The sequence below is a fragment of the Haloterrigena sp. KLK7 genome (assembly GCF_037914945.1).
GTDB classification, from domain to species: Archaea; Halobacteriota; Halobacteria; order Halobacteriales; family Natrialbaceae; genus Haloterrigena; species Haloterrigena salinisoli.
On the sequence record NZ_CP149787.1, the window covers coordinates 3,535,927 to 3,561,484 of the forward strand.

Below are 25,558 nucleotides of genomic sequence, written 5' to 3' on the forward strand. Positions count from 1 at the left end.
GAACGGTCGGCTGAAAAATCAATCGGCCTAGATGATCGGCCTGCGAACTCGAGTCGGACGCTCGCTCGGGCCATCACTGCCGAGTCGTGTGAACGCGTTGCGTCCCGTCTCGAACTGGTAAATGGAAGAGCGCTATATGAAATTCGGGGGTGTTCGGGTCCGGTTTTTACCCTTCTTGCGGCGTATAGCGGCCGCTTAGCGGCCTGAGGCGCTGAATTCCTCGCTCGCGTCGACTCGAGCGCACGTCGACGGGCGATTCGAGTCCGGTGGGTCGAACGGGTCGGCCAGCGAGACGACGCCGAATCGTCGTGCGCCGATCGAAGCGAGACCGATATACACCCGTCAGGACCGCTATAGTCCGCACAAGAGCGATAGAAATTCAACTATACGTGTATTATAAGGAACTATTGACGAACCATCGGCACTGACGGGTGATGTCCAACGACACCGACGTCACGAGCGGCCAGCGGTCCGGAATCGGGCAGTCGACGCGACGAACGTTCCTCGGCGGACTCGGGGCGACCGCCGGCATCGGCGCGTTGACCGGCCGCGGCGAGGCGCGCGGACGCGCCGACGGGGCGCTCTCGAGTGCGAGCTACTACGTCGTCCGTTCCGACGGTCGCGGACCGAAGGGTCGGTCGAAGGACTGCAGCGGATGGTGGAACCGCGGCTCGGGACGCGGTCGTGACGGCGGGAACGAATCCAGATATCACGTCCTCGAGGCCGCGTCCGGGCGTGTCGCGTTCACGACCGACGGCACTGCCGACGAGGCGTTCCAGTACGCGTTCGACGAACTCTCGAGCGGCGGTACCGTCGTCGCGAGCGGCGACGAGTTCCGGTTCGGCGGGCCGGCTACGCTCGGTGACGGCACCGCGCTGGTCGGCCAGCAGAGCACGCGGTTCGTCGTGGCCGGCGAAGACCCCGCGGCGACCGACGAGCCGTCTGGCCACGATCTAATCCGCGCGCGGGGCGACGACGTGACGATCGCTAATATCACGTTCGACGCGAACGGGACGCGACTCGATAACCACGCGATCCAGGCCGACGACTGCGACGGCCTGCTGGTGGCGAACAACCGCACCGTCGACGGCTTCCAGATGGCGATCTCGTTCTCGCGGTGTGCGAACGTGCAGGTCGTCGGCAACGAGGTCCTCGACCCCAACTGGTACGGGATCACCGCCCGGGCCGCTGACGACGAGCTGGACCTGCGCCGCTCCGAGAACGTCGTCGTCGCGCGCAACTACGTCGCCGGCGTGACGTACAATAACATTGCGACCTACAACGTCAGCAACTTCACCGTCTACGGCAACGTCGCCGAGGACGGCGGCCACAGCCTCATCGCCTGCTCGCCCGCCCAGCAGGGCGCGATCATCGGGAACGTCTGTCGGGACCTCGAGGAGTACGCCCCCGACCCCGGCGGCGAGGCGGGCATCGAGATCGAGTACAAGGAGACCCACGTCCGCGAGGAGATCGCCGGCACGCCGCTGGCGCGCTCGTACGACATCACGATCTCCGGCAATCAGGTCGACAACTGTCCGGTCGGCGTGCTCGCGCGGACCGTTCCGGCCGACAGCGACGACGAGGCCGCCCGGGAGACGGAGCGTCCGTACAGTTTCACCGTGACGGGGAACACGATTAGCGACGCCGCGGACGCGGGCATCCGGATCCGCTCCGGCGAGGCCGGCGTCGTCGCGACGAACACGGTCCGGAACAGTCAGTCGCCGATCGAGATCGACGAGAACTACGCCGTCGAGATCCAGCAGGGGCTGAACGCGACTCGAGAGTGACTTGATTCGGGCCGCCCGAACAGAACGACGGCTCGAACACAGCGGACCGGTTGCTTGGGCGTCACACCGAAACCGTACCCGTATCCGCAAGCCCCTCGAGCGCGACGCGAACCTATTTCACAGCCCGCGGACCAACGTCGAGCCGATGGTTTCGGAACTGTTCGACCCCGAGCGCTGGGAGCCGGTCGCGGACCTGAACGACGAGTTCAGTGACATCACCTACCACCGGGCGGTCGACTCCGGCACGGTCCGGATCGCGTTCGACCGACCCGACGTGCGCAACGCCTTCCGGCCGGGGACGGTCGACGAGCTGTACGACGCGCTCGACCACGCCAAGCGCCAGACCGACGTCGGCTGTATCCTGCTGACCGGGAACGGCCCCTCCTCGAAGGACGGCGGCTGGGCGTTCTGCTCCGGCGGGGACCAGACGATCCGCGGCGAGGACGGCTACCAGTACGAGGGAGACGAGGAGCGAGCGTCGGAACAGGGACGGCTTCACATTCTCGAGGTTCAGCGGCTCATTCGACACATCCCGAAGGTCGTCGTCGCCGTGGTACCGGGCTGGGCCGTCGGCGGCGGCCACTCGCTGCACGTCGTCTGCGACCTGACGCTGGCCAGCGAGGAGCACGCGAAGTTCCTCCAGACCGATCCCGACGTGGCTAGCTACGACGCGGGCTTCGGCTCGGCCTACCTCGCCAAGCAGATCGGCCAGAAGAAGGCCCGCGAGGTGTTCTTCCTCGGGAAGACCTACGATGCCGAAGAAGCCGCGGAGATGGGGATGGTCAACGAGGCGGTCCCCCACGAGGAGTTAGAGGAGACCGCCCTCGAGTGGGGCGAGCGCATCAACTCCAAGAGCCCGACGGCGATGCGGATGCTCAAGTACGCGTTCAACATGACCGACGACGGCATGATCGGCCAGCAGGTCTTCGCCGGCGAGGCGACGCGGCTGGGCTACATGACCGACGAAGCGAAGGAGGGTCGGGACGCCTTCGTCGAGGGTCGCGACCCCGATTTCGACGACTTCCCGTGGCACTACTGAACGTCTGAGTGGGGTTTCTTTGTTGGTGACGAACGTCTCAGACTGGGTTTCAACGTACAGAGGGTGTCGACTCGAGCGTGCCGTTCGTCCGCTGGAGTCGGTTAGATCGTCGACTCGAGCGTTCCGCTCACGCTGACAACAGGGAATCGCCACACCCTCCCCAGCCGATTCGCTCGCTCCCTTCGTCTGCTCACGGGCGCTTCGCGCCCGTCCGCACGGTTCGCGGGACCTCCGGTCCCGCGCCAGTCGCTCGCTCATCCACAGTCAGAGCAAGCTCTGACAAGCCTTCGCTCGTGAAACTCGCGAAGACCTCGCACGATGTCGTCGATCGTCCCTCACTGTTGCTCACGGTTCCTTTCAGTCTCCGTTCGCTTTTCGAGGTGCTCGCGGGGCTCGCACCTCGCTTCGCTCGGGCACGATCGACAGCGCGCGCCACCGCACGCCGCGCCGGATCGTCGGTCGTGGCTCTCGAGTCCCCATCTCTTCGACCCTGCGATCTGGGGAGAAAACCATTTGAACATCGGCGCCCGACTTCCGACCAGTGACACTTCCCGATCGGTCCGCGCTCTCTCGCCGCGACTACCTCCGGGCGCTGGTGGCCGTCGGCGGCGCGTCGGCGCTCAGCGCCTGTCTCTCCGAGAACGACGGGGACGAGGCGGTCGACGTCCCCTCCGGAACCGACGATCCCGACTCGCTCCCGGCGCGACAGCACGCCTGGAACGAGTTCCTCTCGAGGGACGACGACGGGAACGTTCAGTTACCGGAACACCACGTGCTGACGGCGCTGTCGCTCTCGACGGAACCGAGCGACGACGCTCGAGGACAGGTCGAGGACGCGCTTCGCGGCCTCGAGCGCGCCTACGAGTGGAGCAACGAGGGGCTGGTCTTCACGATCGGCTACACGCCCGCGTACTTCGACCGGTTCGACGGCTCGCTGCCCGACTCGGTCGACCTTCCGGCGCCGGAACCGATCGTCGGTGACGCCGACGCGTTCGACGAGTTCGACGCCGTGCTCCACCTCGCCAGCGACCACCCGGAGGTCGTGCTCGAGGCCGAGGAGGGGCTGTTCGGCGAGCGCGACGAATTCAACGGCCGCGAGATCGAGACGGACCTGACCGGCGTCTTCGAGCGCGTCGACGATCGCCGTCGGACCGGCTTCGTCGGCCGGGGGCTGCCCGCCGACCACACCGACGTCGACGGCGTTCCCGACTCGATCCCCGATGAGGCACCGTCGCTGATGGGCTTTCGGTCCGGGTTCACCGAGAGCCAGGCCACCGAGGATCGGGTGACGATCACGGAGGGGCCGTTCGAGGGGGCGACGACCCAGCACGTCTCCTCGATGGGCCTCAACCTCCGCCAGTGGTTCGAACAGGACAGCCAACACCAGCGCGTCCAGAAGATGTTCAGCCCGAAACACGCCGACGAGGGCGCGGTCGGTCGGACCGGCGAGAAGCTGGCGACGACAAACGGGCTGACCGACGAGCGCATCGCGGCGACCGAGTCGGACGCCAGCGACCACGGCGTCGTCGGCCACGCCCAGAAGGCTGCTCGCGGGCGGGAAGACGGGAAACCGCCGCTGTTGCGCCGCGACTTCAGCACGGTCGACGACGACCGGCCGGGCGTCCACTTCCTCGCCCTCCAGGAGGGGATCGAGGAGTTCGCCCGCGTGCGGCGGGCGATGGAGGGCGACGACCTCGACGTGACCAACCTGAACAACGGCATCACCGGCTACATCTTCGTGAACCGGCGCGGAAACTATCTGGTCCCGCCGCGATCGCTGCGCGCGCTGCCGCCGGCGGACCCGACGTAGACGACTCGAGCGCGGCAGCGACGACGGTCGACCACACCGATACCGTTCGGAGAACACGATACGCATGCAGGACCGCGAACTCGATCGACGGACGTTCGTCGGCTGGACCGGGGCAGCGACCGGTGCGCTCGCACTGGCGGGCTGTCTGGGACTCGGCGACGACGGAAACGGCGGCGAACGGGACGAGAACGGCGACGAGCAGAACCGAACCGAAGGCGAGCGGGACGAAACCGGTGAGGGAGAGAACGGAACCGGTGGCGACGGCCCGCCGTTTCCCGAGATCGAGGACAAACCGGACGCGGTCTACGTGCCGACCCACCGCGAGTCGATGCGCGCCCTCGAGCCGGTCACGGCCGGCGACTACCGGCTCGCGCCGATGCTGTCTTACCCCCATCCGTTCTGGACCGTGACCGGTAGCGACAGCGAGGACGACGTCCAGCACGTTCCGCCCGACCAGATGCGGGGCGTGCACATGATGTTCACCCTCTGGGACGATCGGACGGGCGTCGTCCTGCCGGTCGACGGCGGCACCGTCGTCAGGCTCTATCGGGACGGTACGCAGGTCGGGTCCTCGCAGTCGATGTGGTCGATGCTCTCCCAGGAGATGGGCTTTCACTTCGGCGACAACGTCCCCCTCGACGACGACGGCACCTACGCGGTCGAGGTCGAACTGCCGCCGCTGTCGACGCGGACGACCGGCGATCTCGCGGGTCGATTCACCGAGCCCGAGACCGCGACGTTCGAGTTCGACTACGATCAGGACTTCCGGGATGCGGTCTACGACGTCGAGTACTTCGACGAGGAGCGGTGGGGCGAGCGCGGCGCGCTCGAGCCGATGGCTCACGACCGCGTCCCCTACTCGCGACTCCCCGAGGTCGCCGATTTCCCCGGGACCCACCTCGTCGCACCCGGCGAGGGCAGCGAGGGGCGTCCCGAAGCGACGTCGGAACTGCCCCGGAGCGGCGACGCGGCGATTCTCGCGACCGTCCTCGAGTCGGGACATCGGCTGGCCGACGGCGACGAGCGTTACCTGCTCGTCTCGCCGCGGACGCCGTACAACCGCGTCCCGCTGCCGAATACGAGTCTGACCGCGACGATCGAACGCGACGGCGGGTCGGTGACCAACGAGCCCGTCCCCCTCGAGCAGACCATCGATAGCGAGTACGGCCTCCACTACGGGGCGTCGCTCGCGGACGTCCGACCGGGCGATGCGGTGACGCTGACGGTCCGCTCGCCGCCGCAGGTCGCCCGCCATCAGGGGTACGACACGGCCTTCCTCGAGATGCCGCCGATCGAACTGACGGTGCCGGAGGGCAGTGACGATGCCGAGTGAACGGTTCGCGACCGGCCTCTCGGCCGCGCTGGCGGCCGTCGTCGCGTGCGGTCTCCTCCTCGTCCCGCTCGCGGTCGCCCCCGCGCCGGCCGGCGCCATCGACAGCGCGACGCTGCTGTACTTCGACTCGGAGGGGTTCAACGACGACACGACCGAGATCGACGCCGCGGCCGGCGAGACCGTGACGCTCGATCTCGTGGCGAGCACGCACGGCAACCCGGCCGGTAACGGAATCAGCGAACTCTCCTACGCGATCGAGTACGATCCCGGCGTGTTCACCGTGACCGACGTCGAACAGGGATCGATGCTGGCCGGAGGGGGCGAGGACGGGAACGGGACCGAGAACGGGTCCGCGACGGTCGACGGCACGGTCGAGATCGACGACGAAAACGGCGTGATAACGGTCGACCAGGAGCGGATCCCGCCGGGGAACGGCACGATGGGAACCGGGACGACGGCGACGCTCACCCTCGCGATCAGCGAGGACGCGCCGACGACGAACGAGACCCTCGAGATCACGGACGGCTCGGCGACGTTCCCGAGCGACTACTCGGTGGATCCGATCCAACGCGACGCGACCGTCCTCGTCGACGGCACTGCAGCTGACGACGGCGGATCCAGTCTCGAGGATCCCGTTCCCGGGCCGACGCCGCTTTCGGGACTGGCCGCGATCGGCGCGGCGCTCTGGCTGCGGGCCCGACGGGCGCGGTGAGTGACCGGTCCGGGGGAGGTCTCCGGCGTCGCACCCCCCGGTGGCATCGCTCGATCGCAATGCCAACGTTGACACTCCCGCGAGTGGGACACTCGAGCAATGAGTACGGCCGAGGTCGATATCTCACGGACGAAGGCGTGGCTGATGGCCGCACGCCCGCAGACGCTGCCCGCGGCCGCGGCGCCGGTGATCGTCGGGTCGGGACTCGCGCTCCACGAGGGCGTGTTCGCCCCGCTTCCGGCGGTACTGGCGTTCGTCGGCGCGGCGCTGATCCAGATCGGGACCAACTTCGCGAACGACTACTACGACGCGATCAAGGGGGCCGACACCGACGATCGAGAGGGGTTCACGCGGGTCACCCAGGCGGGGATCATCTCGCCGGAGCAGGTGAAGCTGGCGACGTTCGTCACCTTCGCGCTGGCGATTCTGTCGGGAACCTATCTCGTCTACGTCGGCGGTCTGCCGATCCTCGTCGTCGGGCTGGTGAGCGTGCTCTGCGGCTGGGCCTACACCGGCGGCCCCTATCCGCTGGGCTATCACGGCCTCGGGGACCCGTTCGTCTTCGTCTTCTTCGGAGTCGTCGCCGTGATGGGAACGTTCTACGTGCAGGCCGCGGCGACGCTCGCCGAACCGCTGACGACGACGATCCCCGAGGGCACCGTCACTCGCGAGGCGTTCCTCGCGAGCCTCCCGGTCGCCGGCATCTCGACGGCGATCATCGTCGTGAACAACGTCCGCGACCTCGAGACCGACGCCGAGACCGGGAAACGGACGCTCGCGGTTCGGATCGGCTACCGCTGGAGTCGCGTCGAGTACGTCGCGCTGCTCGGCCTCGCCTTCCTCGTGCCGCCGTGGCTCTGGCTGGCCGAGGGGTTCGGTCCCCGCGTGTTGCTCCCGCTCGCCTCGCTGCCCTACGCGGCCGTCGTCGCCCGGACGGTCTGTACGCGGACCGACGGCGAGGCGCTGAACCCGGCGCTCGAGGGAACCGGAAAACTACTGGCGATCTACGCGATCCTGTTCGCCGCGGGGGTGGCGATATAGCATGTCCGACGACGACGATCGAGACCTCGAACTCGAGTACCGACCGTTTTCGCTCGAGCTCGACGACCCGCTCGAGACGGCCGACGGGACGATCGACTCGCGGAAGGGCTTCCTCGTCCGGCTCTCCGAGCGGGGGGTCGACGACGGCCCTGTCGGTTACGGCGAGGCCACGCCGCTGCAGGGCTGGACGGAGTCCCACGCCGACTGCGAGGCGGCGCTCGCTCGCGCCGGCGAGGCGATCGAGTCCGGGTCGTCCGCGGCGATCGAGGCGGTCGACGAGCAGGTCGCGGCCAGACACGCGGTCGGCCTCGCGCTGACGGATCTGACCGCGAGACGCGAGTCGACGCCGCTGTACCGGTACATCGGACAGGGCCCGATGGTCGGCCGGGTGCCGGTCAACGCGACGATCGGCGACGGCTCGACGGTCGAGACCGTCCGCGAGGCCAGCGAGGCCGTCGAGCGCGGCTTTCGCTGCTGCAAGCTGAAGGCCGGCCAGCGGAGCGTCGAGGAGGACATCGAACGCGTCCGGCGCGTCCGCGAGGCCGTCGGCCCCGACGTCGAACTCCGGATCGACGCCAACGAGGCCTGGACCTACGAGGAGGCGGCGACCGCCCTCGAGGCCGCCGCCGAGTTCGACGTCTCGCTGCTCGAGCAGCCGCTCCCCGCGGGGGCGCTCGAGGGCCACGCCGACCTCCGGGCAGACGATCGCGGCGAGGGCGTCGGGATCGCGCTCGACGAGGGCCTGCTCGAGCACGGCGTCGACGCGATCTGCGAGGCCGAGGCGGCCGACGCGCTCGTCCTGAAGCCGATGGCGCTGGGCGGCGTCGACGTCGCTCGAACGGTCGCAGCGTGGGTGAGCGAACTCGACATCGACCCGATCGTGACGACGACGATCGACGCCGTCGTCGCCCGGACGGGCGCGGTCCACCTGGCCGCGTCGATTCCCGACGTGTCGGCCTGCGGGCTGGCCACGGCGGACCTGCTCGCGGACGATCTCGGCAGGGATCCCGTCCTCCTCGAGAAGGGGTCGGCGGTCGTCCCGCAGGCGAAGGGACTGGGCGTCGAGGGGGTATGGGAGGAGTGATGCCCGGGCCGGTCGACTGGCCGACGCGGGACCTGCTCGCCCACCGCGCGTCGACGACGCCGGACGCGACGGCCGTGATCGACGCCGACGCGGGCGAGTCGCGGACGTACGGCGAGTTCGATCGGCGGGTCGACGCCGTCACCGAGCGCCTCGAGACCGTCGTCTACGGCCCCGACGACCGACTCGACCGCCCCGCGCGGCTCGGCGTCCTGATGGACACGCGAATCGCCTTCGCCGAGGTCTACTTCGCCGCGATGCGCCGGGGCGTTACGGTCGTCCCGCTGAACGTCCGGGAGACGGCCGCCGAACTCGAGTCGAAGGTCCGCCGGACCGACCTCGACGCGATCGTCTGCGAGGCCGAGACGGAGGGGCTCGCGATCGAGATCGCCGACCGTCCGATCGTCTCGGTCGACGAGACCGAACGGGCGGGTGTCGACTCGCTCCGATCGAGTACCGCGGGAACCGCGGACGCGGAGTCGGTCTCTCTCGAGCGCGACCGGACTCACCTGCTCATGTTCACCTCGGGAACGTCGGGCGAGCCGAAGATCGTTCGACTGACCCTCGGGAACCTCGTCTCGAGCGCGAACGCCTCGGCGTTCCGGCTCGGCGTGACGCCCGACGACCGGTGGCTCTGTTGTCTCCCGATGTACCACATGGGCGGGCTGGCCCCGGTCGTCCGCTCGACGCTGTACGGAACGACGGTCGTCGTTCAGCGGTCGTTCGATCCCGAGGCGACCGCTCGCGTGATCGACGAGTACGACGTCACGGGCGTCTCGCTCGTCCCGACGATGTGCAAGCGGCTGCTCGACGCCGGCTGGTCGCCGCCCGACTCGCTGCGCTTCGTCCTGCTGGGCGGGGCGCCCGCGACGAGCGAGTTGCTCGAGCGCTGCCGGGCCGCCGGTGTGCCGGTGTACCCGACCTACGGGATGACCGAGACGGCCTCCCAGATCGCGACGGCGACCCCCGGGGAGACCGCGACTCACGAGGGAACGGTCGGCCGGCCCCTCGTCTGTACCGACGTGACGGTCGTCGACGAGGCCGGCGATCCGCTCCCAGCGAGAGAGTCGGGCGAACTGGTCGTCTCCGGGCCGACGGTGACGCCGGGGTATCTCTCCGACGCGGAGACCGAGGCGGCCTTCGGCGAGCACGGCTTGCACACCGGCGATATCGGCTACCGAGACGAGGGCGGGCGGCTCTGGATCCTCAACCGACGGAGCGACCGGATCGTCACCGGCGGCGAGAACGTCGATCCCGGCGAAGTACTCGCGGCCCTGCGGAGCCACCCGGCGGTCGATGAGGCGGCGGTCGTCGGCCTCGAGGACCCCGAGTGGGGCGAGCGCGTCGCTGCGTTGATCGTCCCCGCTGCCGGCGCCGCGAGCGGCGACGCCAGCGTGACGGACGCGCTCGCCCTCGAGTCGCTGCTCGCTCACTGCGACGAGCGGCTCGCGGGATTCAAACGTCCGAAGACGATCGGCACCGCCGCCGCCCTCCCTCGGACCGCGTCGGGGACCGTCGACCGGGCGGCCGTCCGGGAGCGACTGCTCGAGGACGGGATCGACGCGACCGAACTGCGGTGATACCGGCGCCGTCTCAGACCGGCCGAAACCCCTCGAGACTGCCGCCGGAACCGGAGTTAAGGCGCTTCGGGACCTATCCTCGAGTCGTGTGTACACTGACCCTCGCCTGGCAGGTCTTCGAGGACGCGCCGGTCGCGGTCGCCGCCAACCGCGACGAGGCGGTCGATCGGGAGTCGCTCCCGCCGGATATCTACCGCGAGGAGCCGCTGATCGTCGCGCCCAGCGACGCAGAGGCCGGCGGAACGTGGATCGGGTACAACGAGCACGGCGTCTTCGCGGGGATCACGAACAAGTGGACCGACGCCGACCTCGCGGGCGACCGCTCGCGGGGCCTGCTCGTCGCCGACGTCCTCGCGGCCGAGTCGGCCGCCGAGGCGGGCGAAATCATCGAGACCGCGACGGCCGACCGCGAGTATCAGGGCTTCTACCTCGTCGTCGCCGACGCCGACGACGCCTACTGCTACTACTGGGACGGCTCGCTCGAGCGGATCGACTTCGAGCCCGGCGTCCACGTCGTGGTCAACGTCGCGGTCGACGAGACGGTCGACGTTCCCGACTTCCGGGCGGACGCGGGGCGCCGACAGGCTGCCAACGCCCGCGGGGTCCGCGAGGCGCTGTCGGTCGACGACGGCGATGGGAACCGCGACGACGATGCCGATGCTGACGAATCGGTCGGGGAGTGGCTCGAGCGGGCCGGCGAGGTCTTAGGCGACCACGAGTACGGCGTCTGCATCCACGAGAACGGGTTCGGGACGCGGTCGTCGTCGCTGATCGCCCTCGGCCCCGCGGGGCCGCGCTACGAGTTCGCGCCGGGGCCGCCCTGCGAGACGGCATACGAGCCCGTCTCCCTGGAGGCCGACCGCGACCTCGACGGGCGGCTATAGGACGCGCGACCGATGGCCCGCCCTCGAGCGCGGTCGTCGCGGACCGAACCGGGGAGCGGTAGATTCATGCGCCTCCGTCCATCTCATACGCACATGGACGCACTCCTGCCCCTAGCGACGAGTACGGAGAGGTGGTCACCGTGAGTATGTCGACGGCCGAAGCGGAACTCTCCGAGGACGAGCGCGCCGGACTCGAACTCGTTCGCGAGAGCGGCGGCATCCACCAGAGCGACTTCTGGAAGGAACTGGGCGTCTCCTCGCGAAAGGGCAGCCGGATCGTCGAGTCGCTCGTCGAGAAGGAACTCGTCGACCGAGAGGACACGGTCTACGACGGGCACAACACCTACTACATCACGCCGACCGCTCGCGACCTGGATTTCACCCTGCTGATGGCCGGCGACATGCTGTCGCCGTTTATCGGCGAGGAGGAAGTCGATCCCAACAGCGACGCCTTCTCGCAGTGGATCATGAACCTCGCTTACGAGGACTAGCGACCGGCGACGACTCGACCAGTCCCGTTTTCGAGACGATCGATCGCCCAGCGACGGCTACTCGTAGGGATCGAACCGCTCGATGAGGACGAACGGATCTCGCTCGCGGTTGTAGTAGGAGACGTCGCCGTCGAGCGCCTCGATGAGCCGGCGGTGGACCTCGCGTGCGGCCCGCCCCTCGTCGGGTTCCAAGTGGTGACGGCCCCGCATGTCGTTCCAGAACCCGCCGTCGAGCCAGAGCAGCGTCTCGTCGTTGGACTGGTAGACGACCTCCCCGTTCTCGGTCAACCCCTCGATCGCGCGCTGGCGTCCCGACAGCTGTGCTCGCGCGAGGACGGCCACGAGCTGGCGCCGCGAGACCGGCGCGTGCAGCGCGACGTCGTCGACCGTCTCCCCGAAGTAGCCCTCGACGAGGTCACACGCCCGGGAGAACTCGTCGAACTCGACCTGTTGATTGTGTGTAATTTGCATTGAACGGTCACCGAGGATCGGTTAGCTATGGCTACTGTTTGCAAAATCGATATAAAAAGATATCTTCCGTATCGAGACGTGAGTCGCGTCAGGCCAGCGCGCTCGCGGCGCGGATCAGCCGCCGCTCGCCGAAGGCGGGGCCGACCAGCTGGAGGCCGACGGGGAGGCCGTCGGTCTCGCCGGCCGGCACCGAGATGGCGGGGAGATCGGCGAGGTTGACCGGCACCGTGTTCGCGTCGGCCAGATACATCTGCAGCGGGTCGTCGAGGCTCTCGCCGAGTTCGAACGGGGGTACCGGCATCGTCGGGCTGGCGAGTACGTCCGCCTCGGATAGGGCCTCGTCGAAGTCCTGTTTGACCCACGCACGGGCGTCCTGGGCCTTCTTGTAGTACTTGTCGTGGTAGCCCGCCGAGAGGGCGTAGGTGCCCAGTAGGATGCGTCGCTTGACCTCGTCGCCGAACCCTTCCTTGCGAGTCTGGGCGAACGTCTCGTTCCAGTTCCCTTCGGCGTCGCTCGAGTGGCCGTAGCGGACGCCGTCGAACCGCGCGAGATTCGACGACGCTTCCGACATCGCGATCACGTAGTAGGCCTCGACGGCGTGCTCGACGGAGGGAAGCGAGACCTCGTGGTACTCGGCGCCTCGATCCTCCAGTTCGGCGATGGCGTCCCAGAAGGTCTCGACGACGCCCTCGTCGGCGCCCTCGAGCAACTCGGTGGGGACGCCGATCTGCAGGCCGTCGACGTCGCCGGTGGCGGCGTCGGCGTAGCTTTCGCCGTCCTCGAGCGGGATCTCACGGGTAGTCGCGTCCCGTTCGTCCTCGCCCGCGATGACGTCGAGCAACTGCGCGGCGTCCTCGACGGTCTCGCCGAAGGGGCCGATCTGCTCCAAGCTATTGGCGTAGGCGACGAGGCCGTAGCGGGAGACCAGCCCGTAGGTGGGCTTGATCCCGACGACGCCGCAGAAGGCGGCGGGACAGCGGACCGAGCCGCCGGTGTCCGACCCCAGCGCGACGTCGGCCTCGCCCGCGGCGACGGCGGCCGCGGAGCCCCCGGAGGAGCCGCCCGGAACGTGACCCGGCGCCGCCGGATTGTCCGTCGATCCGAAGTGGGAGGTCTCGGTCGTCGTCCCCATTCCGAACTCGTCCATGTTCGCCTTCCCGACGATGGTCGCGCCCGCTTCCGTCAGGCGTTCGACGACCGTCGCGTCGTAGGGCGGGACGTACTCCTCGAGCATCTTCGAGCCGCAGGTCGTCCGGACGCCCTCGGTCGAGATGTTGTCCTTGACCGCGACGGTCGTTCCCGAAAGCGGCCCGTCGTCGGCGCCCTCGATGCGCTCCTCGGTGATGTAGATGTTCTCCGACATGATCACGAGACGTTGGGACCTTTGAAGTAGCCGTCCTCGGTCTCCGAGGCGTTCTCGAGGGCCGCGTCGCGGTCTAACGACGCGCGTTCCTCGTCGGGCCGCATCACGTTCGTGAGGTCGGCCTCGCGGTCGACCTCGGGCACCTCGTCTAACGTCTCGAAGTACTCGAGGATGTCCGCGAACTGTCGCGCGAATCGGTCGACATCGTCGTCGGCGAGGTCGACGCGAGCGAGTCCCGCGACGTGGCGGACCTCCTCGGGGCTAACGGCGTCGTCGCTCATGGTTGCTCGAACCGGCGGGCGGAGAGTAAGGGTTTCGATACCGTCGTTGCGGGTCGGTACCGGAACGCGGGCTCTCGAGCGGCCCTCGAGAGAGTTGCGTGATATCGAGACGACCGCGCGATACCGACCACGGGATCGCTCGAATCGGGATCGCGACTCCTTCGAGGCCGACCGCGGCGCCCGGGACCGATCGGGCCGCGGTCGGCCGTCGATCGCGGTCGCTCTCAATACCGGCTTGACTCGAGTTATTACGCCGCTAACCGATATGCACTGAATATAGTAACTGTATACTGAAGGTCGCCAATACCGATCGATTGCGTATGAGCTGCGACAACTGTCGGTCCGAGGAAATCGCGTACACGCTGACGACCCACGTCGCGGACGCGCCGGACGAACGGGTCGAACTGCACTTCTGCTCGAGCGAGTGCCTCCGCGTCTGGACCTGAATACGGCGCTACTGACTCCCAGTGCGGGCTCGATGCGGCAGTGTCGACTCGCGCGGTCAGTCGTCTCCCAAACCGGTATTACGCCTCCCGTGGTCGGCCGAGATATGGCTACGATGCCGTCGGCGCGGGCCGGAACGGACGCGGAGCTACTGTCGACGATCGACGCGGAGTCGACCGTCCGGGAAGTCAACGGGATCCGGTTGCACGTCGTCGCCGCCGGCGACGAGGACGATCCGCTCGTCGTGTTACTGCACGGCTTTCCCGAGTTCTGGTACGGCTGGCGCCATCAGCTCGAGCCGCTCGTCGAGGCCGGCTACCGCGTGCTCGTGCCCGATCAGCGGGGCTACAACCTGAGCGAGAAACCGGGGGCGCTGCGGGCCTACCGAACCAGCGAGTGCTCGCGGGATATCGCCGACCTGATCGCGACCGAGGGGCGAGACAGCGCACGCGTCGTCGGCCACGACTGGGGCGGGCTGGTCGCCTGGGACCTCGCGCTCCGGCGGCCGGCGGCGGTCGACCGGCTCGCGATCATCAACGCGCCCCATCCCACCGTCTATCGTCAGCACCTGCAGTCGGATCCCGAGCAGCTGCGCCGCAGTTGGTACGCGGCCGCGATCCAGCTCCCGTGGCTGCCCGAATTCGCCTGTCGGACGGCCGACTTCCGACTGCTCGAGCGCGCGCTCCGGGAGACCGCCGCGCCGGGGACGTTCACCGACGCGGAACTCGATCGGTATCGCCGCGCCTGGGGTCGACCCGATGCACTTACCGGGATGCTCGACTGGTACCGCGCGTCCGCTCGCGCCCCCTCACCGCCGCCTCGAGAACGGGTCGACGCCCCGACGACGATCGTCTGGGGGGAGAACGACGTCGCCCTGACGTCCTCCCTCGCGGTCGACAGCGACCAGCGGTGCGATCGGAGCCGCCTCGAGCTGCTGCCGGAGACGAGCCACTGGGTGCAACACGAACGGCCGGCCCGACTGACCGAACTGTTGCTCGAGACGTTTGAAAACGGCGCCTAGCGGCTCAGGGCCGCCAGATAACGGTCACGACCTCGCTGCCCTCGACGGTCTCGTACGCGTAGCCGCGGTCCTCGAGTTTCGGGTAGAGGAACTGCGGGACGCGGTCGTTTCGTTGGACGAGGACCGTTTCGTCCGGTAGGTCGGCCAGTTCCTCGAGGGTGTTTTTGAGCGGTTTCGGCGGGCCGAGCGACCGCACGTCGATCGTCTTCCGCGGTCGATCGCTCGGTGCATCGGTGCGGTCGACGACGGTGTCGGGCGACTGCATACGTCTCCGTTGGTGCCGACGCTACCTCGCTTTCGTCCCGTACGTGTTCGGTCGCCGAAAGCGGTCGCGACGCGTGACACGGCGGCGCAAAAGGGTGGAAGCTGGGGGGTCCGCGGTGGTCGGTGACGGCCGGCGCTGACGGGAATCGAGCCGGCCGCGTCGCGACTCGACGCCGCGGTTCGTCGGCCGACTACGCTTCGACCTTGGGGAACCGGGCGACGAACTCGTCGGCGTCGACGCGTTCGACCTCGTAGCCGTCGGCGTCGAAGGCGTCGACCTCCGCCTGGAACTCGTAGAACAACGGCTTCGGCTCGTGGTCGTTGACGATCGTCAGCGTCTCGCCGGGCTCGAGCGCTTCGAAGGCGTCGTGAATTTTCGGGTGGCGGTTCATCGGCGGAACGTCCCTGACGTCGAGTCGTGTCATACGGATAGTGGTGGGTATCGCGATCGCATGGGTGTTCGTCCGAACGTGTTCGCCCGCGGAACAGACGGCTCGTCGCGGGTATCGCGATCGCATGGGTGTTCGTCCGAACGTGTTCGCCCGCGGAACAGACGGCTCGTCGCACCTAGGCGTGTTCGATGAAGACGTGCCAGACGTCGTCGCGTTGCTCGGTCTCGCGGCTCGCGGCATCGCCGCTCGCTCCCTCCGAGGTCTCACTGCGCTCGACCTCGCGCGTGAACCCGCGGGTCTCGAGGACCTCGTAGAGCGGCTTCGGTTCGAAGGGCGCGATCAGGTGCAGTCGCCCGTCCGCCGGGAGGTCCTCGAGGGCGGCCACGATGTCGTCGAACGGCGGGCCGTCGATCTCGCGGACGTCGAGGGTCGTCTCGGAAGCGGGTGCATCGGTTGCCATAGGTCGACTGTGGCGGGGAACGGGCGTGGCTATTCGGGCGAACGTGTTCGATCCGGCGCGAGTTCCCACGGCCTGGGAACCACCGCGAATATATTCGACGGTACGGGGATATAGCATCGAACGGAACACGTTCGTATGGCTCAGGCGACACTCACTCTCACGATGCCCGAAGAGATCTGGATACAGCAGCTCTCGACGGCGTATCCGACGGCGACCTTTCGGGTACTGGCGGCCGTTCCCGACGCCGAGACCGGGTTCGCGCTCGTCCGCATCACCGGTCCCGACGTCGCGGACATCGTCGAGGACATGCGCGACCACGACCAGATCACCGAACTCTCGCTCGCCCAGTACAGCGACAACGAGGTGACGGTCCACTTCGAGACGACGGCCCCGCTGTTGCTGTTTTCCTCGCGGGACTCGGGGATGCCGATCGAACTTCCCGTCGAGATCGTCGACGGTGAGGCGACCATCGAGGTGACCGGGTCGCGGGATCGGCTGGCCGAGCTCGCCGAACAGCTCGAGCACTTCGGGCTCCAGTACCGGATCGAACACGTCCGCGAACGACTCCACGAGAGCCAACTGCTCTCGGAACGCCAGCTCGAGGTCGTCGTCGCCGCCGTCGAGGAGGGCTACTACGACACGCCGCGGGAGTCGTCGCTGACGGAACTCGCCGAGCAACTGGACATCGCGAAGTCGACCTGCAGCGAGACGCTCCACCGGGCCGAGGAGGCGATCATCAAGCGATTCGTCGAGGACTTACCGGGCGTCGAGGGGGACTCCCTCGAGGAACAACTCGCGAAGCGCTAGTCGTCGCCCCGCGGCGCTAACACGAGCAGTGCCGTCGCGTCGGTTCGGGCCTCCGGTGCGATATCCTGTCGCCCGTCGAACCTGAGCACGTCGCCCGCTTCGAGCGCGTACTCGTCGTCGCCGAGCCGCATCTCGAGGGTGCCCTCGAGGACGTGACAGACGATGGTTCGGTCGGGGTGTCGATGCTCCGGCACGCCCTCGCCAGCAGCGAGCTCGAGTCGAACCGTCCGCGGCTCGCCGTCGAACACGCGTGCATGAGGCGTCGCTTCGAGTTCGTCGAGGCGCCGGCGTTCCGTCCGCGTCGAGAGTTGATCGGCGTCGGTCATACGGTCAGTTCGTCGGGACGGACGACCGTGAGGACTGCCACGAACAGGTTCGGTGATCCATATCCCGGCCGATATTCCGTTCGCGAGCCGCGGCGGATTCGACCGCGGCCCGAGAAACTCCCGCGGAGTTTTGAGGGGATTCTGAACGCCGTAATATCAGTCCGCTACACTGCTTTGCGATTCTGAATGCAGGCCAGCACAAGTGGAAGCTATTAAGACGCGTATTATATGCACGAACATATTCGCGTCGATTCTCACGCGATGGAAATCGGCTCTATACTTCAACCTCGTCTAGTTGTGAGTCCGGTGTAGAGGATCCATATATGACCATATTGACGTGCGTGTCGGCGTGTAATCGCTTTGCATCGTACGGATTCTCGTCCAGAGGTGTTCTCGCGGCATGAGCACGGACGACGAATCATTCCACCCGCTCGGTCAGGAGTGGGAGGGCGAGCTCGAGGAGATGCTCGACGATACCGAGTACGATACGGATCTCGGTATGCAGATGGCCCAGGACGCGATGCGGGTCACGAAGGGCGAGCTCTCCGAAGCCGAGTTCCACGAGATGTATCACGACGACGTGATGGAGGAGTTCGGCGAGGACCAGCGTCCCACCCAGGAGGCCTACGAGGCGGCCCAGGAAGAGGCCAAGGGGACCGTTTCTCGCATGCTCTCTGCCTTCGACGGCGACAGCGAGGAGAGTCGCCGCGACGTCATGAAGAAGATGGGCGTCGGCGCGGCCGCCGTCGGCATGGGCGCGTTCGGTAGCACCGTCGACGGCCAACCCTCGCTCGCCGAGGAAGGTGGCGGTGAAGGCGGCCACTCCCAGGCGGAGCAGAACGAGGACCTCCAGTGGGGGATGACCATCGACCTCGAGCGCTGTGACGGCTGTCTCTCCTGTATGCAGGCCTGTTCCGAGGAGAACGACCTGGACCAGGGCGTCAACTGGATGTACGTCATGGCCTTCGAGGACGAACTCACCTCCGGAGGCTCTCCGGCACCCAACAACATCACCGGCGGAACGAGCGATCACAATATGCTCGTCCGGCCGTGTCAGCACTGTACGGACGCCCCCTGTGAGAAGGTGTGTCCGACCACGGCCCGTCACACCCGCGACAAGGACGGCCTGGTGCTGACCGACTACGACGTCTGTATCGGCTGCCGGTACTGTCAGGTCGCCTGTCCCTACGGCGTCAACTACTTCCAGTGGGACGAACCCGACGTGGCCCACGAGGACATCACCAGCCACAACGGAGCGGAAGTCGACGACCCCTCGGAGATCACCCACGCCGAGTACGAGAACGGCAGCGAGCGGTGGGTCGACAGCCGCGCACCCCGTGGTACGATGAGCAAGTGTACCATGTGTCCGTCCATGCAGGACGGCCGACAGGGCGAGGACAGAGTCGGGACGACCGCCTGTGAGCAGGCCTGTCCGCCGGACGCGATCCAGTTCGGGAACGTCAAAGACGAGCACAGCGACGCGTACCAGCACGGCGAACACCCGAGCAAGAGCCGCGCGATCATCGAGATCAACAACGACGTGCCGGACCCGTCGACGATCGACGAGACACTCAGCGAGGGCGACGACCTCGAGACCGCGCTCGAAGCGCTCGAGATCGATGCCGAAGTGGTCGGCATCATGAAAGCGATCGGTATCGCCAGCGAGGGGCTCGGCCCCGGCGACGAAGAGAACAACACGATCCTCGAGGGCGAGGAAACGATCCTCGAGTCCCTCAACGCGCTCGAACAGTACGTCGACCTCGAGAGCGAGGAGGCTCTGTCGGAACTGCGACTCGGCGACGGCGAAGCGGACGACGCCAACGCTCGCCTCCGAGAGTTCGCTGGTAACCCCAGTTCGAAGTTCAAGCTCCTCGAAGACGTCGGGACGCATCCGAACATCACGTACATCGGGCAGGAGCCCGGTCCGGAAGCCGAGCAGGTCGAAGGGCCGTCGGAGTACAGCGATATTACGTACGAACGTTCGGACGGCTCCGAGGTGAGTCTGGTCGACAAACGTCAGAAGCTCCTCGACGAGGAGACCGTCGGTGACACCGGGTGGTCGCTGTGAGCACGAAACTGCCGACCGAGGAGGACATCCTCCGACCGATCAACACGCTCACGAAGAAGTACTTCATCCTGTACGGGATCGCCTCCCTGGCGCTCCTGGCCTTCCTCGTGGGCTGGGCGTACCAGCTCCAGAAGGGGCTGATCGTCACCGGTCTCGGCGACTGGGGTACCGGTGGCGGCTCGACGTGGGGACTGTACATCGGCGCGTTCATCTGGTGGGTCGGCGTCGCTCACGGGGGGATCATCCTCTCGGCCGCCGTCCGCCTGCTCGGCATGGACCGATACATGCCGATCGCCCGCCTCGCGGAGATGACGACGATCGGTGGCCTCTCTGCCGCCGGTTTCTACATCCTGGTCCACATGGGCCGTCCGGACCGGATGGTCACGAGCGTCCTCGGCCACTACCACATCACGGTCAATAACTCGCCGCTGGTGTGGGACGTGACCGTCATCACGGCGTACTTCGTGCTGTCGGCGACCTACCTCGGCCTGACGCTTCGCTACGACGTTAGCCGGCTACGCGACGACCTCCCCAGTCGCTTCGAGCCGATCTACAAGCTGATGACGATCGGCTACACCGAGAAGGAAGACAAGGTCATCGACCGGATGGTCTGGTGGCTCGCGGCGGCGGTCATCATCATGGCCCCGCTCCTGCTCCACGGCGGCGTCATTCCGTGGCTGTTCGCCCTGCTCCCGGCGATGCCCGCCTGGTCCGGCGGCATTCAGGGACCGATGTTCCTCAGTATCGCGCTGATGTCGGCGATCAGCGGCGTGATGATCATCTCGTACGCGTTCCGCCGCGCCTACGACTGGGAGCACATCATCACCGACGACATCTTCCGCGGACTGCTCCTCTGGCTGGGCTTCTTCACCCTGCTGTTCCTGTGGTTCCAGCTCCAGTCCGTCCTCAACGGCGTGTTCATGGGCCCGCTCGCGAGCCAACACGCTGCCGAAGCGAAGATGGCACACCCGGCCTATCAGGTCGCGATGACGCTGATGTTCGGTACGCTCGTGTTCATCTTCCTGCAGAGCATTCGCCCGTCGCTGTTCAGCAAGAAGCGGGCGCTCCTCGCCAGTGGCATCATTCTGACGGGAACGCTGACCGAGAAGATCCTGTTCGTCGTCGAGGGATTCCTGCACCCGACGTTCGACATCTACGCGGCGACGCCCGGGACGTACTTCCCGAGCCTGATCGAGTGGCTGTCCCTCGCCGGGACGGCCGGTCTGGTCGCACTGCTGTTCCTCAACCTCTCGAAGCTCGTGCCGGTGGTCGAACTCCACGCCGTCGAACACATGCGCGGCGAACACGAGCACGACGAGGGCGATGAACACGCCACGGAACCGGAGGTGAAGGCCTAATGTCACTCGTGAGCCTCTCACAGCAGCTCCTCTACCACGGCTACAACGGTACCGAAGGATGGACCGGGTTCGTCAACGAGGGGACCTGGGTCATCTTCGCGATCATCCTGGTCCCGGTCTACATCATGTTGGTCGCGTGGTTTACCGGCACGCCCCGCGACACGAAGAGCGGACTGCTCGGCGTCTCCTACCTCGTCGGGCTGACCACGTCGATGTGGGTCGGGATGTTCGTGCTGACCGTGATTATCGGAGTGGTCTTCTACGGCGGCGCGCCGGAACCGGTCGGCGCACCCGGTCCGTAACCGGCCGACGCTCCGTTTCCGCGATTCGCTTTTTTGACCGAACTGACTCGAGCCGCGAGAGCGACGCTACGTCACAGCCCACCATGAGAACCACGCACAAGCAAGGGAAACCACGACCCCGCCGAACGGAAAACCACACCTATGACGTTCGTCGACGCGCTGGCGACGGTCCTCTATCACGGCTACGGAGGGACCCAGGGCTGGACCGGCTTCGCTAACGAAGGGACCTGGATCATCTTCGGGGTCATCTTGGTCCCCATCTACGTGATGCTCGTCGCGTGGTTCGTCGGCAGGCCGCGCGACACGCGGACTGGACTGCTCGGCGTCTCTTATCTCGTCGGCATCACCACGTCGATGTGGGTTTCGATGCTCGTTCTGACGGTGATTCTCGGGGTCGTCTTCTTCGGCGAACTGCCGGGACAGTGAGCGGCCGGCGACGCCGATCCGCGTCGGCGTCGCACGCTCGACGACGTCATCGGGGCTCGAGCGGCGAGGACATCGACGGCGGCCGAGCGGTCCGAGTTTCGAACCATCACACGTATCCCGTTCCGATGCCTTACGTGCAGTAACACCTGCTATGAGTATCACAGAGCACGAACTCAAGATTAAACTCGAGGACATCGAGGATCCCGATCTCGGCGACGATATCGTCTCGCTCGGTCTGGTCAACGACGTCCGCATCGAGGACGAAACGGCGCGGATCGACCTCGCACTGAACGCGCCCTACGCGCCCTCCGAGATGGAGCTGGGCAACCGGATCCGCGAGGTCGTCGGCGAGGCCGGCCTCGAGGCCGATCTGCGAGCTCACGTCGGCGAGGAGCACGGGTTCGACGACGAGGTCCTCCCGCGGGTCCGCAACGTCATCGCCGTCGCCTCCGGGAAGGGCGGGGTCGGCAAGACGACGGTCGCCGCGAACATCGCGGCCGGTCTCGAGAAGCGCGGTGCGATGGTCGGCCTGCTCGACGCCGACATCCACGGGCCGAACATCCCGCGGATCCTCCCGCCCGAGAGCGAACCCGGCGTCACGCCCAACGAGGACATCGTCCCGCCCCGCTCGGACGGCGTCCGCGTCATCAGTATGGGCATGCTGACCGAGGACGAGGACGATCCCGCCATTCTGCGCGGTCCCATGGTCAACAAGTTCATGCTGAAGTTCCTCGAGGGGGTCGAGTGGGGTCGCCTCGACTACCTCGTCGTCGACCTGCCGCCGGGGACGGGTGACGCGACGCTGAACCTCCTGCAGTCGATGCCGGTGACCGGCGCGGTCGTCGTCACGACGCCCCAGGAGATGTCCCTGGACGACACCCGAAAGGGGATTCAGATGTTCCAGAAGCACGATACGCCCGTACTGGGCGTCGTCGAGAACATGAGTTCGTTCATCTGTCCGTCCTGTGGCGACCAGCACGGCCTGTTCGGCACCGAGGGCGCACAGACGATCGTCGACAAGTACGACACGCCGCTGCTCGGTCAGATTCCGATCCACCCCGACTTCGGCGCCGAGGGCAGCGAGGGCGCGCTCGTCAAGGACGAGGAGAGCGAGGTCCAGGAGACCCTCGCGGACCTCGTCGCGGACGTCTCCGACCGCGTCGGGACGATCAACCGACAGCGCGTCGCCGACAACGTCGAGGGCGGTCCGGACAACCAGCTGCCGACCGAGACCGAAGACTAACGACTCGAGAGCCGTTCGAGTTCGAGTTCGAGCGACGATGCGGTCAGGACGTGGGTTCTTCTTCGACTTCCCACTCGAGGGTCACCGTGATCTCCTCTCGCGGCCCGCCGAGCATCGGCGAGCGCTCCTGCACTTCGATCCCGTAGTCGACTTCGGGCGTCGGCGAGAGCGTCAGCATCTTGTTTCCGACCCGTATCTCGGCGGGGCCCTCGTCGCGCAGTTCGCGAGCGAGTTCCTGGACCAGGTCCGCGGCCTCCTCTCGCGTCACGGTCTGTTCGTTGGCGGTTTTCTCAGCCATAGCGGAACGGCCACCGAGCGAACATAAATAGATTGTCTGGGAATCGGCAGGCAGGGCCGTCGTCGAGGGCGTTCGATCGACGAGCTATCACCGCTCGAGACCGTCAGGAGTCGGTCGGCGGCGCCGGTGCCTCGACTCCCGGTGTCAGCGAGCGGACGTACTTCGTCACGTGGTCGTCGATGCGGCGCTTGTAGCCGGCCTGTCTGGCGAGGCGATCGAGTTCGCGAGCGACGAGGCTCCCGTACTGGACGGCCTTTTTCTCCCTCGAGACGAGCGCTTCAGGGAGGAAGTCGGCCGCGACGCGTCGGAGCGCGCGCTTCCGCTCGGTCTCGTCGGCCAGCAACGAGTCCGGGAGACGCAGCGCCGCGTCGACGACGGCATCGTGCAAGAGCGGCGCGACCGGCTCGAGACCGGTCGCCTCGATCGCGCGGACGTCTCTGGGTAGCTGGTCGGGCAGGGAGGCGATCTGCTCGCGGACCGCTCCCCGCGTCGTCTCGGCGTCGACGCGGTGATCGAGGCGGACGACCTTCTCGTAGCCGCCGAACAGTTCGTCGGCGCCCTGGCCGACCGCCAGCGCGTCGAAGCCGTCGGCGGCGACGCGCTCGCCGACCAGGTACAGCGGCAGGGCGATCTGGACGTCCATCGCGTTCGTGCGCCCGGTCGCTTCGGCGACGCGGGGGACGGCTCGCTCGAGGTCGGCCGGCTCGAGTTCGACGACGGTGAGATCGCGCCCCATCGCGTCGGCGGCGGACCGGGCGGCCGCGACGTCGTGGCTGTCGGGGAAGCCGACGACGTACAGCGGCGCGTCCAGCAGTTCGGCGACCAGCGCCGAGTCGACGCCGCCGGAGAAGGCGACGGCGATCTCCCGATCGGGAGCGAGCGCGTCGGCCGCGGCGGTCTCGATCGCGTCGGTCAGGGCCTCGAGTGCGACCTCCGGATCGCTCTCCGGGGTCGGTTCGGGTACCGTCCAGCGACGCTCGGGAGCGGCGTCGGTCGCGGCGAGCTCGAGTGCGGTCCCCACGGGGAGGAGCTCCGGCGCCTCGAGCGCGCCGGGTTCGAAGGCCCATTCGCGGCTCGCGCGCTCGGTGCCTTTCTCGAGATCGTCGCTTTCGACGTAGACCGGCACGCGGCCGAGGACGTCCCGGACGAGCGTTCCCTCGAGTTCGCCGGCGAAGCCGCTCGTTCCGGGGAGGGGATCGCCGGTCTCGAGGGCCTCGCGGACGGTGTCGGGGGCGGCGCCGCGCAGCGTCATCGGAACAGGCTCAGCATGGTGTTTCTCACGCGGCGGGTGACGCCGCCGGCGGCCTGTCGGAAGCTGATATGCCAGGGGGTCCGCTTGCCCTCGACGGTGGTCCGCCCCTCGCGGATCGCCTCGAGGACGGCGTCGGCGGAGCGCTCGTCGGCGTCGACGCGGGTGACGGCCTGCCCGACCATCTCGCTGATGTGGGCGTCGCTACCGGCGGTCATCGGCAGGTCGCGGGCGCGGGCGAACCGCTCGGCCTGTCGGTTCGCGCGGCCGGTCAGGAGCCGAGAGTTGTAGACCTCGATGGCGTCGCCCGCGGCGAGTTCCTCGCGGCTGATGCGGGCCATCACGCCGTGGCGCGACTCCTGGAACGGATGCGGGATCACCGCGAGGCCGTCCTGTTCCCAGATCGCTTCGAGCGTCGATTCGTAGGAGAGACCGGGCGGGACGGCCTCTTCGAGTCCGAGCCCGAGGACGTGGCCGGCCTTGCTCGAGATCTCCATGCCGGGGATCCCGAGCAGTCCGTAGTCGGCGGCGCGTTCGGCGGCGTCGAGGCTCGCGTCGATCTCGTCGTGGTCGGTGACGGCGATCGCGTCCAACCCGACGGCGTCGGCCTGTTCGAGGATGAGTTCGACCGGATCGCGGCCGTCGTAGGACAGCGACGAGTGAGTGTGGAGTTCAACCGACAGCACGTGTCTGTCTCGGCGTTAGAGTGGATCGATCAAAAACACCTCGGTCCGACCGGACGAGTCGCGTCGTCCGTGACTGCGAGGTACCCGGGTCCGATGAGTGCTCCCCGCGTACAGACAGTCTCCATGTCACTCGAGACGCCACGACGGCATGCGGTGGCTACGGTGGCGCGCGCTGTCGGCGGACCGAACGATAGTGAGGGCAGCCGTCGACAGTGCGCGAGGGATGAGCGAACGAGTCTGCGAGTGAGCGAATCGGTTGGGGAGGGAGTGGCGATTCCTCGTTGCCAGCAGCAGTAGCCTACTCGTTTCATCGCGTCTACTCGTTTCATCTCGTTGTCTCG

Annotated in this window: 28 protein-coding genes; 18 read left to right on the forward strand and 10 right to left on the reverse strand. The window is 67.4% G+C overall.

Annotation, left to right across the window (positions count from 1 at the left end; translation table 11 throughout):
* Positions 1-434 precede the first annotated feature (434 nt).
* The 10 genes from WD430_RS17515 (at position 435) to WD430_RS17560 (ending at position 11,758) form a co-directional block, all read left to right on the forward strand.
* Positions 435-1,787, forward strand: coding sequence for a right-handed parallel beta-helix repeat-containing protein (locus tag WD430_RS17515; protein WP_339103703.1), 1,353 nt, complete (start codon positions 435-437; stop codon positions 1,785-1,787).
* Between the two features lie 145 nt (positions 1,788-1,932).
* On the forward strand, positions 1,933-2,826 hold the full coding sequence (locus WD430_RS17520) for a 1,4-dihydroxy-2-naphthoyl-CoA synthase (protein ID WP_339103704.1): 894 nt from the start codon (positions 1,933-1,935) through the stop codon (positions 2,824-2,826).
* A gap of 541 nt (positions 2,827-3,367) precedes the next feature.
* A complete protein-coding gene (locus tag WD430_RS17525; protein WP_339103705.1) occupies positions 3,368-4,636 on the forward strand; it encodes a Tat pathway signal protein in 1,269 nt (422 codons plus the stop codon).
* A gap of 64 nt (positions 4,637-4,700) precedes the next feature.
* Complete coding sequence (locus tag WD430_RS17530) at positions 4,701-5,969, forward strand: hypothetical protein (RefSeq protein ID WP_339103706.1); 1,269 nt, start codon at positions 4,701-4,703, stop codon at positions 5,967-5,969.
* Positions 5,959-6,681 (forward strand): cohesin domain-containing protein, encoded by a 723-nt coding sequence (locus WD430_RS17535; RefSeq protein ID WP_339103707.1) that lies wholly within the window; start codon positions 5,959-5,961, stop codon positions 6,679-6,681. The genes WD430_RS17530 and WD430_RS17535 overlap by 11 nt, the downstream gene beginning before the upstream one ends.
* Before the next feature lie 99 nt (positions 6,682-6,780).
* Complete coding sequence (locus tag WD430_RS17540) at positions 6,781-7,722, forward strand: 1,4-dihydroxy-2-naphthoate polyprenyltransferase (protein WP_339103708.1); 942 nt, start codon at positions 6,781-6,783, stop codon at positions 7,720-7,722.
* Position 7,723: 1 nt separating this feature from the next.
* Entirely contained in the window at positions 7,724-8,806 is a 1,083-nt protein-coding gene (locus WD430_RS17545) for an o-succinylbenzoate synthase (protein WP_339103709.1), read from the forward strand.
* On the forward strand, positions 8,806-10,383 hold the full coding sequence (locus tag WD430_RS17550) for a class I adenylate-forming enzyme family protein (RefSeq protein WP_339103710.1): 1,578 nt from the start codon (positions 8,806-8,808) through the stop codon (positions 10,381-10,383). The genes WD430_RS17545 and WD430_RS17550 overlap by 1 nt, the downstream gene beginning before the upstream one ends.
* Before the next feature lie 86 nt (positions 10,384-10,469).
* Complete coding sequence (locus WD430_RS17555) at positions 10,470-11,267, forward strand: NRDE family protein (protein ID WP_339103711.1); 798 nt, start codon at positions 10,470-10,472, stop codon at positions 11,265-11,267.
* A 140-nt stretch (positions 11,268-11,407) separates the two neighbouring features.
* Positions 11,408-11,758, forward strand: coding sequence for a MarR family transcriptional regulator (locus WD430_RS17560; RefSeq protein ID WP_339103712.1), 351 nt, complete (start codon positions 11,408-11,410; stop codon positions 11,756-11,758).
* Between the two features lie 57 nt (positions 11,759-11,815).
* Here the strand turns inward: WD430_RS17560 and WD430_RS17565 are convergent, their stop codons facing one another.
* From WD430_RS17565 to gatC, 3 genes are all read right to left on the reverse strand, one after another.
* A complete protein-coding gene (locus tag WD430_RS17565; protein WP_339103713.1) occupies positions 11,816-12,229 on the reverse strand; it encodes a hypothetical protein in 414 nt (137 codons plus the stop codon).
* An 88-nt stretch (positions 12,230-12,317) separates the two neighbouring features.
* Positions 12,318-13,592, reverse strand: coding sequence for an Asp-tRNA(Asn)/Glu-tRNA(Gln) amidotransferase subunit GatA (gene gatA / locus WD430_RS17570; RefSeq protein ID WP_339103714.1), 1,275 nt, complete (start codon positions 13,590-13,592; stop codon positions 12,318-12,320).
* A 2-nt stretch (positions 13,593-13,594) separates the two neighbouring features.
* Positions 13,595-13,873 carry an Asp-tRNA(Asn)/Glu-tRNA(Gln) amidotransferase subunit GatC gene (gatC, locus tag WD430_RS17575; protein ID WP_339103715.1) on the reverse strand — a complete coding sequence of 93 codons (279 nt, stop codon included), beginning with the start codon at positions 13,871-13,873 and terminating at the stop codon, positions 13,595-13,597.
* Between the two features lie 320 nt (positions 13,874-14,193).
* On the opposite strand from gatC, the gene WD430_RS17580 reads away from it, so the two are divergent.
* Positions 14,194-14,319: a hypothetical protein gene (locus WD430_RS17580; protein ID WP_339103716.1), complete on the forward strand. Its 126-nt coding sequence runs from the start codon at positions 14,194-14,196 to the stop codon at positions 14,317-14,319.
* A 104-nt stretch (positions 14,320-14,423) separates the two neighbouring features.
* A complete protein-coding gene (locus WD430_RS17585; protein WP_339103717.1) occupies positions 14,424-15,338 on the forward strand; it encodes an alpha/beta hydrolase in 915 nt (304 codons plus the stop codon).
* Between the two features lie 4 nt (positions 15,339-15,342).
* Here WD430_RS17585 and WD430_RS17590 read toward each other — a convergent pair whose 3' ends face one another.
* From WD430_RS17590 to WD430_RS17600, 3 genes are all read right to left on the reverse strand, one after another.
* Entirely contained in the window at positions 15,343-15,603 is a 261-nt protein-coding gene (locus WD430_RS17590) for a DUF2249 domain-containing protein (RefSeq protein ID WP_339103718.1), read from the reverse strand.
* A 190-nt stretch (positions 15,604-15,793) separates the two neighbouring features.
* On the reverse strand, positions 15,794-16,027 hold the full coding sequence (locus WD430_RS17595; RefSeq protein ID WP_339103719.1) for a DUF2249 domain-containing protein: 234 nt from the start codon (positions 16,025-16,027) through the stop codon (positions 15,794-15,796).
* A gap of 142 nt (positions 16,028-16,169) precedes the next feature.
* Positions 16,170-16,454, reverse strand: a complete 285-nt coding sequence (locus WD430_RS17600; protein WP_339103720.1) for a DUF2249 domain-containing protein — start codon at positions 16,452-16,454, stop codon at positions 16,170-16,172.
* 135 nt (positions 16,455-16,589) lie between these two features.
* Between WD430_RS17600 and WD430_RS17605 the strand changes: the two genes are divergently transcribed.
* A complete protein-coding gene (locus WD430_RS17605; RefSeq protein WP_339103721.1) occupies positions 16,590-17,261 on the forward strand; it encodes a helix-turn-helix domain-containing protein in 672 nt (223 codons plus the stop codon).
* Here WD430_RS17605 and WD430_RS17610 read toward each other — a convergent pair.
* Positions 17,258-17,587 (reverse strand): cupin domain-containing protein, encoded by a 330-nt coding sequence (locus WD430_RS17610; protein ID WP_339103722.1) that lies wholly within the window; start codon positions 17,585-17,587, stop codon positions 17,258-17,260. The two genes, WD430_RS17605 and WD430_RS17610, sit on opposite strands and share 4 nt — an antisense overlap.
* Positions 17,588-17,987: 400 nt before the next feature.
* Between WD430_RS17610 and WD430_RS17615 the strand changes: the two genes are divergently transcribed.
* From WD430_RS17615 to WD430_RS17635, 5 genes are all read left to right on the forward strand, one after another.
* The gene (locus WD430_RS17615; RefSeq protein ID WP_339103723.1) at positions 17,988-19,655 is read left to right on the forward strand and encodes a 4Fe-4S ferredoxin N-terminal domain-containing protein; all 1,668 of its coding nucleotides are present in this window, start codon (positions 17,988-17,990) and stop codon (positions 19,653-19,655) included.
* Positions 19,652-21,013, forward strand: a complete 1,362-nt coding sequence (gene nrfD, locus WD430_RS17620) for an NrfD/PsrC family molybdoenzyme membrane anchor subunit (protein ID WP_339103724.1) — start codon at positions 19,652-19,654, stop codon at positions 21,011-21,013. Before WD430_RS17615 ends, nrfD begins: the two co-directional genes overlap by 4 nt.
* Positions 21,013-21,315: a hypothetical protein gene (locus WD430_RS17625; protein WP_339103725.1), complete on the forward strand. Its 303-nt coding sequence runs from the start codon at positions 21,013-21,015 to the stop codon at positions 21,313-21,315. Before nrfD ends, WD430_RS17625 begins: the two co-directional genes overlap by 1 nt.
* Before the next feature lie 141 nt (positions 21,316-21,456).
* Positions 21,457-21,741, forward strand: a complete 285-nt coding sequence (locus WD430_RS17630) for a hypothetical protein (RefSeq protein ID WP_339103726.1) — start codon at positions 21,457-21,459, stop codon at positions 21,739-21,741.
* A 151-nt stretch (positions 21,742-21,892) separates the two neighbouring features.
* Positions 21,893-22,984, forward strand: coding sequence for a P-loop NTPase (locus WD430_RS17635; protein WP_339103727.1), 1,092 nt, complete (start codon positions 21,893-21,895; stop codon positions 22,982-22,984).
* Positions 22,985-23,027: 43 nt separating this feature from the next.
* Here WD430_RS17635 and WD430_RS17640 read toward each other — a convergent pair whose 3' ends face one another.
* The 3 genes from WD430_RS17640 to WD430_RS17650 all read right to left on the reverse strand — a co-directional run bounded on the left by WD430_RS17640 (position 23,028) and on the right by WD430_RS17650 (position 25,217).
* Positions 23,028-23,282 (reverse strand): amphi-Trp domain-containing protein, encoded by a 255-nt coding sequence (locus tag WD430_RS17640; protein WP_339103728.1) that lies wholly within the window; start codon positions 23,280-23,282, stop codon positions 23,028-23,030.
* A 103-nt stretch (positions 23,283-23,385) separates the two neighbouring features.
* Positions 23,386-24,534: an asparagine synthase-related protein gene (locus WD430_RS17645; protein ID WP_339103729.1), complete on the reverse strand. Its 1,149-nt coding sequence runs from the start codon at positions 24,532-24,534 to the stop codon at positions 23,386-23,388.
* Positions 24,531-25,217 carry a PHP domain-containing protein gene (locus WD430_RS17650; RefSeq protein WP_339103730.1) on the reverse strand — a complete coding sequence of 229 codons (687 nt, stop codon included), beginning with the start codon at positions 25,215-25,217 and terminating at the stop codon, positions 24,531-24,533. The genes WD430_RS17645 and WD430_RS17650 overlap by 4 nt, the downstream gene beginning before the upstream one ends.
* Positions 25,218-25,558: the final 341 nt, after the last annotated feature.

Coding starts and splice junctions, on each gene's coding strand:
- WD430_RS17630 (WP_339103726.1), top strand. CDS start 21,457: ATGACGTTCGTCGACGCGCTGGCGACGGTCCTCTATCACGGCTACGGA.
- WD430_RS17625 (WP_339103725.1), top strand. CDS start 21,013: ATGTCACTCGTGAGCCTCTCACAGCAGCTCCTCTACCACGGCTACAAC.
- WD430_RS17590 (WP_339103718.1), bottom strand. CDS start 15,603: ATGCAGTCGCCCGACACCGTCGTCGACCGCACCGATGCACCGAGCGAT.
- WD430_RS17595 (WP_339103719.1), bottom strand. CDS start 16,027: ATGACACGACTCGACGTCAGGGACGTTCCGCCGATGAACCGCCACCCG.
- WD430_RS17530 (WP_339103706.1), top strand. CDS start 4,701: ATGCAGGACCGCGAACTCGATCGACGGACGTTCGTCGGCTGGACCGGG.
- gatC (WP_339103715.1), bottom strand. CDS start 13,873: ATGAGCGACGACGCCGTTAGCCCCGAGGAGGTCCGCCACGTCGCGGGA.
- WD430_RS17580 (WP_339103716.1), top strand. CDS start 14,194: ATGAGCTGCGACAACTGTCGGTCCGAGGAAATCGCGTACACGCTGACG.
- WD430_RS17635 (WP_339103727.1), top strand. CDS start 21,893: ATGAGTATCACAGAGCACGAACTCAAGATTAAACTCGAGGACATCGAG.
- WD430_RS17610 (WP_339103722.1), bottom strand. CDS start 17,587: ATGACCGACGCCGATCAACTCTCGACGCGGACGGAACGCCGGCGCCTC.
- WD430_RS17585 (WP_339103717.1), top strand. CDS start 14,424: ATGGCTACGATGCCGTCGGCGCGGGCCGGAACGGACGCGGAGCTACTG.
- WD430_RS17515 (WP_339103703.1), top strand. CDS start 435: ATGTCCAACGACACCGACGTCACGAGCGGCCAGCGGTCCGGAATCGGG.
- WD430_RS17565 (WP_339103713.1), bottom strand. CDS start 12,229: ATGCAAATTACACACAATCAACAGGTCGAGTTCGACGAGTTCTCCCGG.
- WD430_RS17550 (WP_339103710.1), top strand. CDS start 8,806: ATGCCCGGGCCGGTCGACTGGCCGACGCGGGACCTGCTCGCCCACCGC.
- WD430_RS17640 (WP_339103728.1), bottom strand. CDS start 23,282: ATGGCTGAGAAAACCGCCAACGAACAGACCGTGACGCGAGAGGAGGCC.
- WD430_RS17535 (WP_339103707.1), top strand. CDS start 5,959: ATGCCGAGTGAACGGTTCGCGACCGGCCTCTCGGCCGCGCTGGCGGCC.
- WD430_RS17600 (WP_339103720.1), bottom strand. CDS start 16,454: ATGGCAACCGATGCACCCGCTTCCGAGACGACCCTCGACGTCCGCGAG.
- WD430_RS17545 (WP_339103709.1), top strand. CDS start 7,724: ATGTCCGACGACGACGATCGAGACCTCGAACTCGAGTACCGACCGTTT.
- gatA (WP_339103714.1), bottom strand. CDS start 13,592: ATGTCGGAGAACATCTACATCACCGAGGAGCGCATCGAGGGCGCCGAC.
- WD430_RS17540 (WP_339103708.1), top strand. CDS start 6,781: ATGAGTACGGCCGAGGTCGATATCTCACGGACGAAGGCGTGGCTGATG.
- WD430_RS17645 (WP_339103729.1), bottom strand. CDS start 24,534: ATGACGCTGCGCGGCGCCGCCCCCGACACCGTCCGCGAGGCCCTCGAG.
- WD430_RS17605 (WP_339103721.1), top strand. CDS start 16,590: ATGGCTCAGGCGACACTCACTCTCACGATGCCCGAAGAGATCTGGATA.
- WD430_RS17520 (WP_339103704.1), top strand. CDS start 1,933: ATGGTTTCGGAACTGTTCGACCCCGAGCGCTGGGAGCCGGTCGCGGAC.
- WD430_RS17615 (WP_339103723.1), top strand. CDS start 17,988: ATGAGCACGGACGACGAATCATTCCACCCGCTCGGTCAGGAGTGGGAG.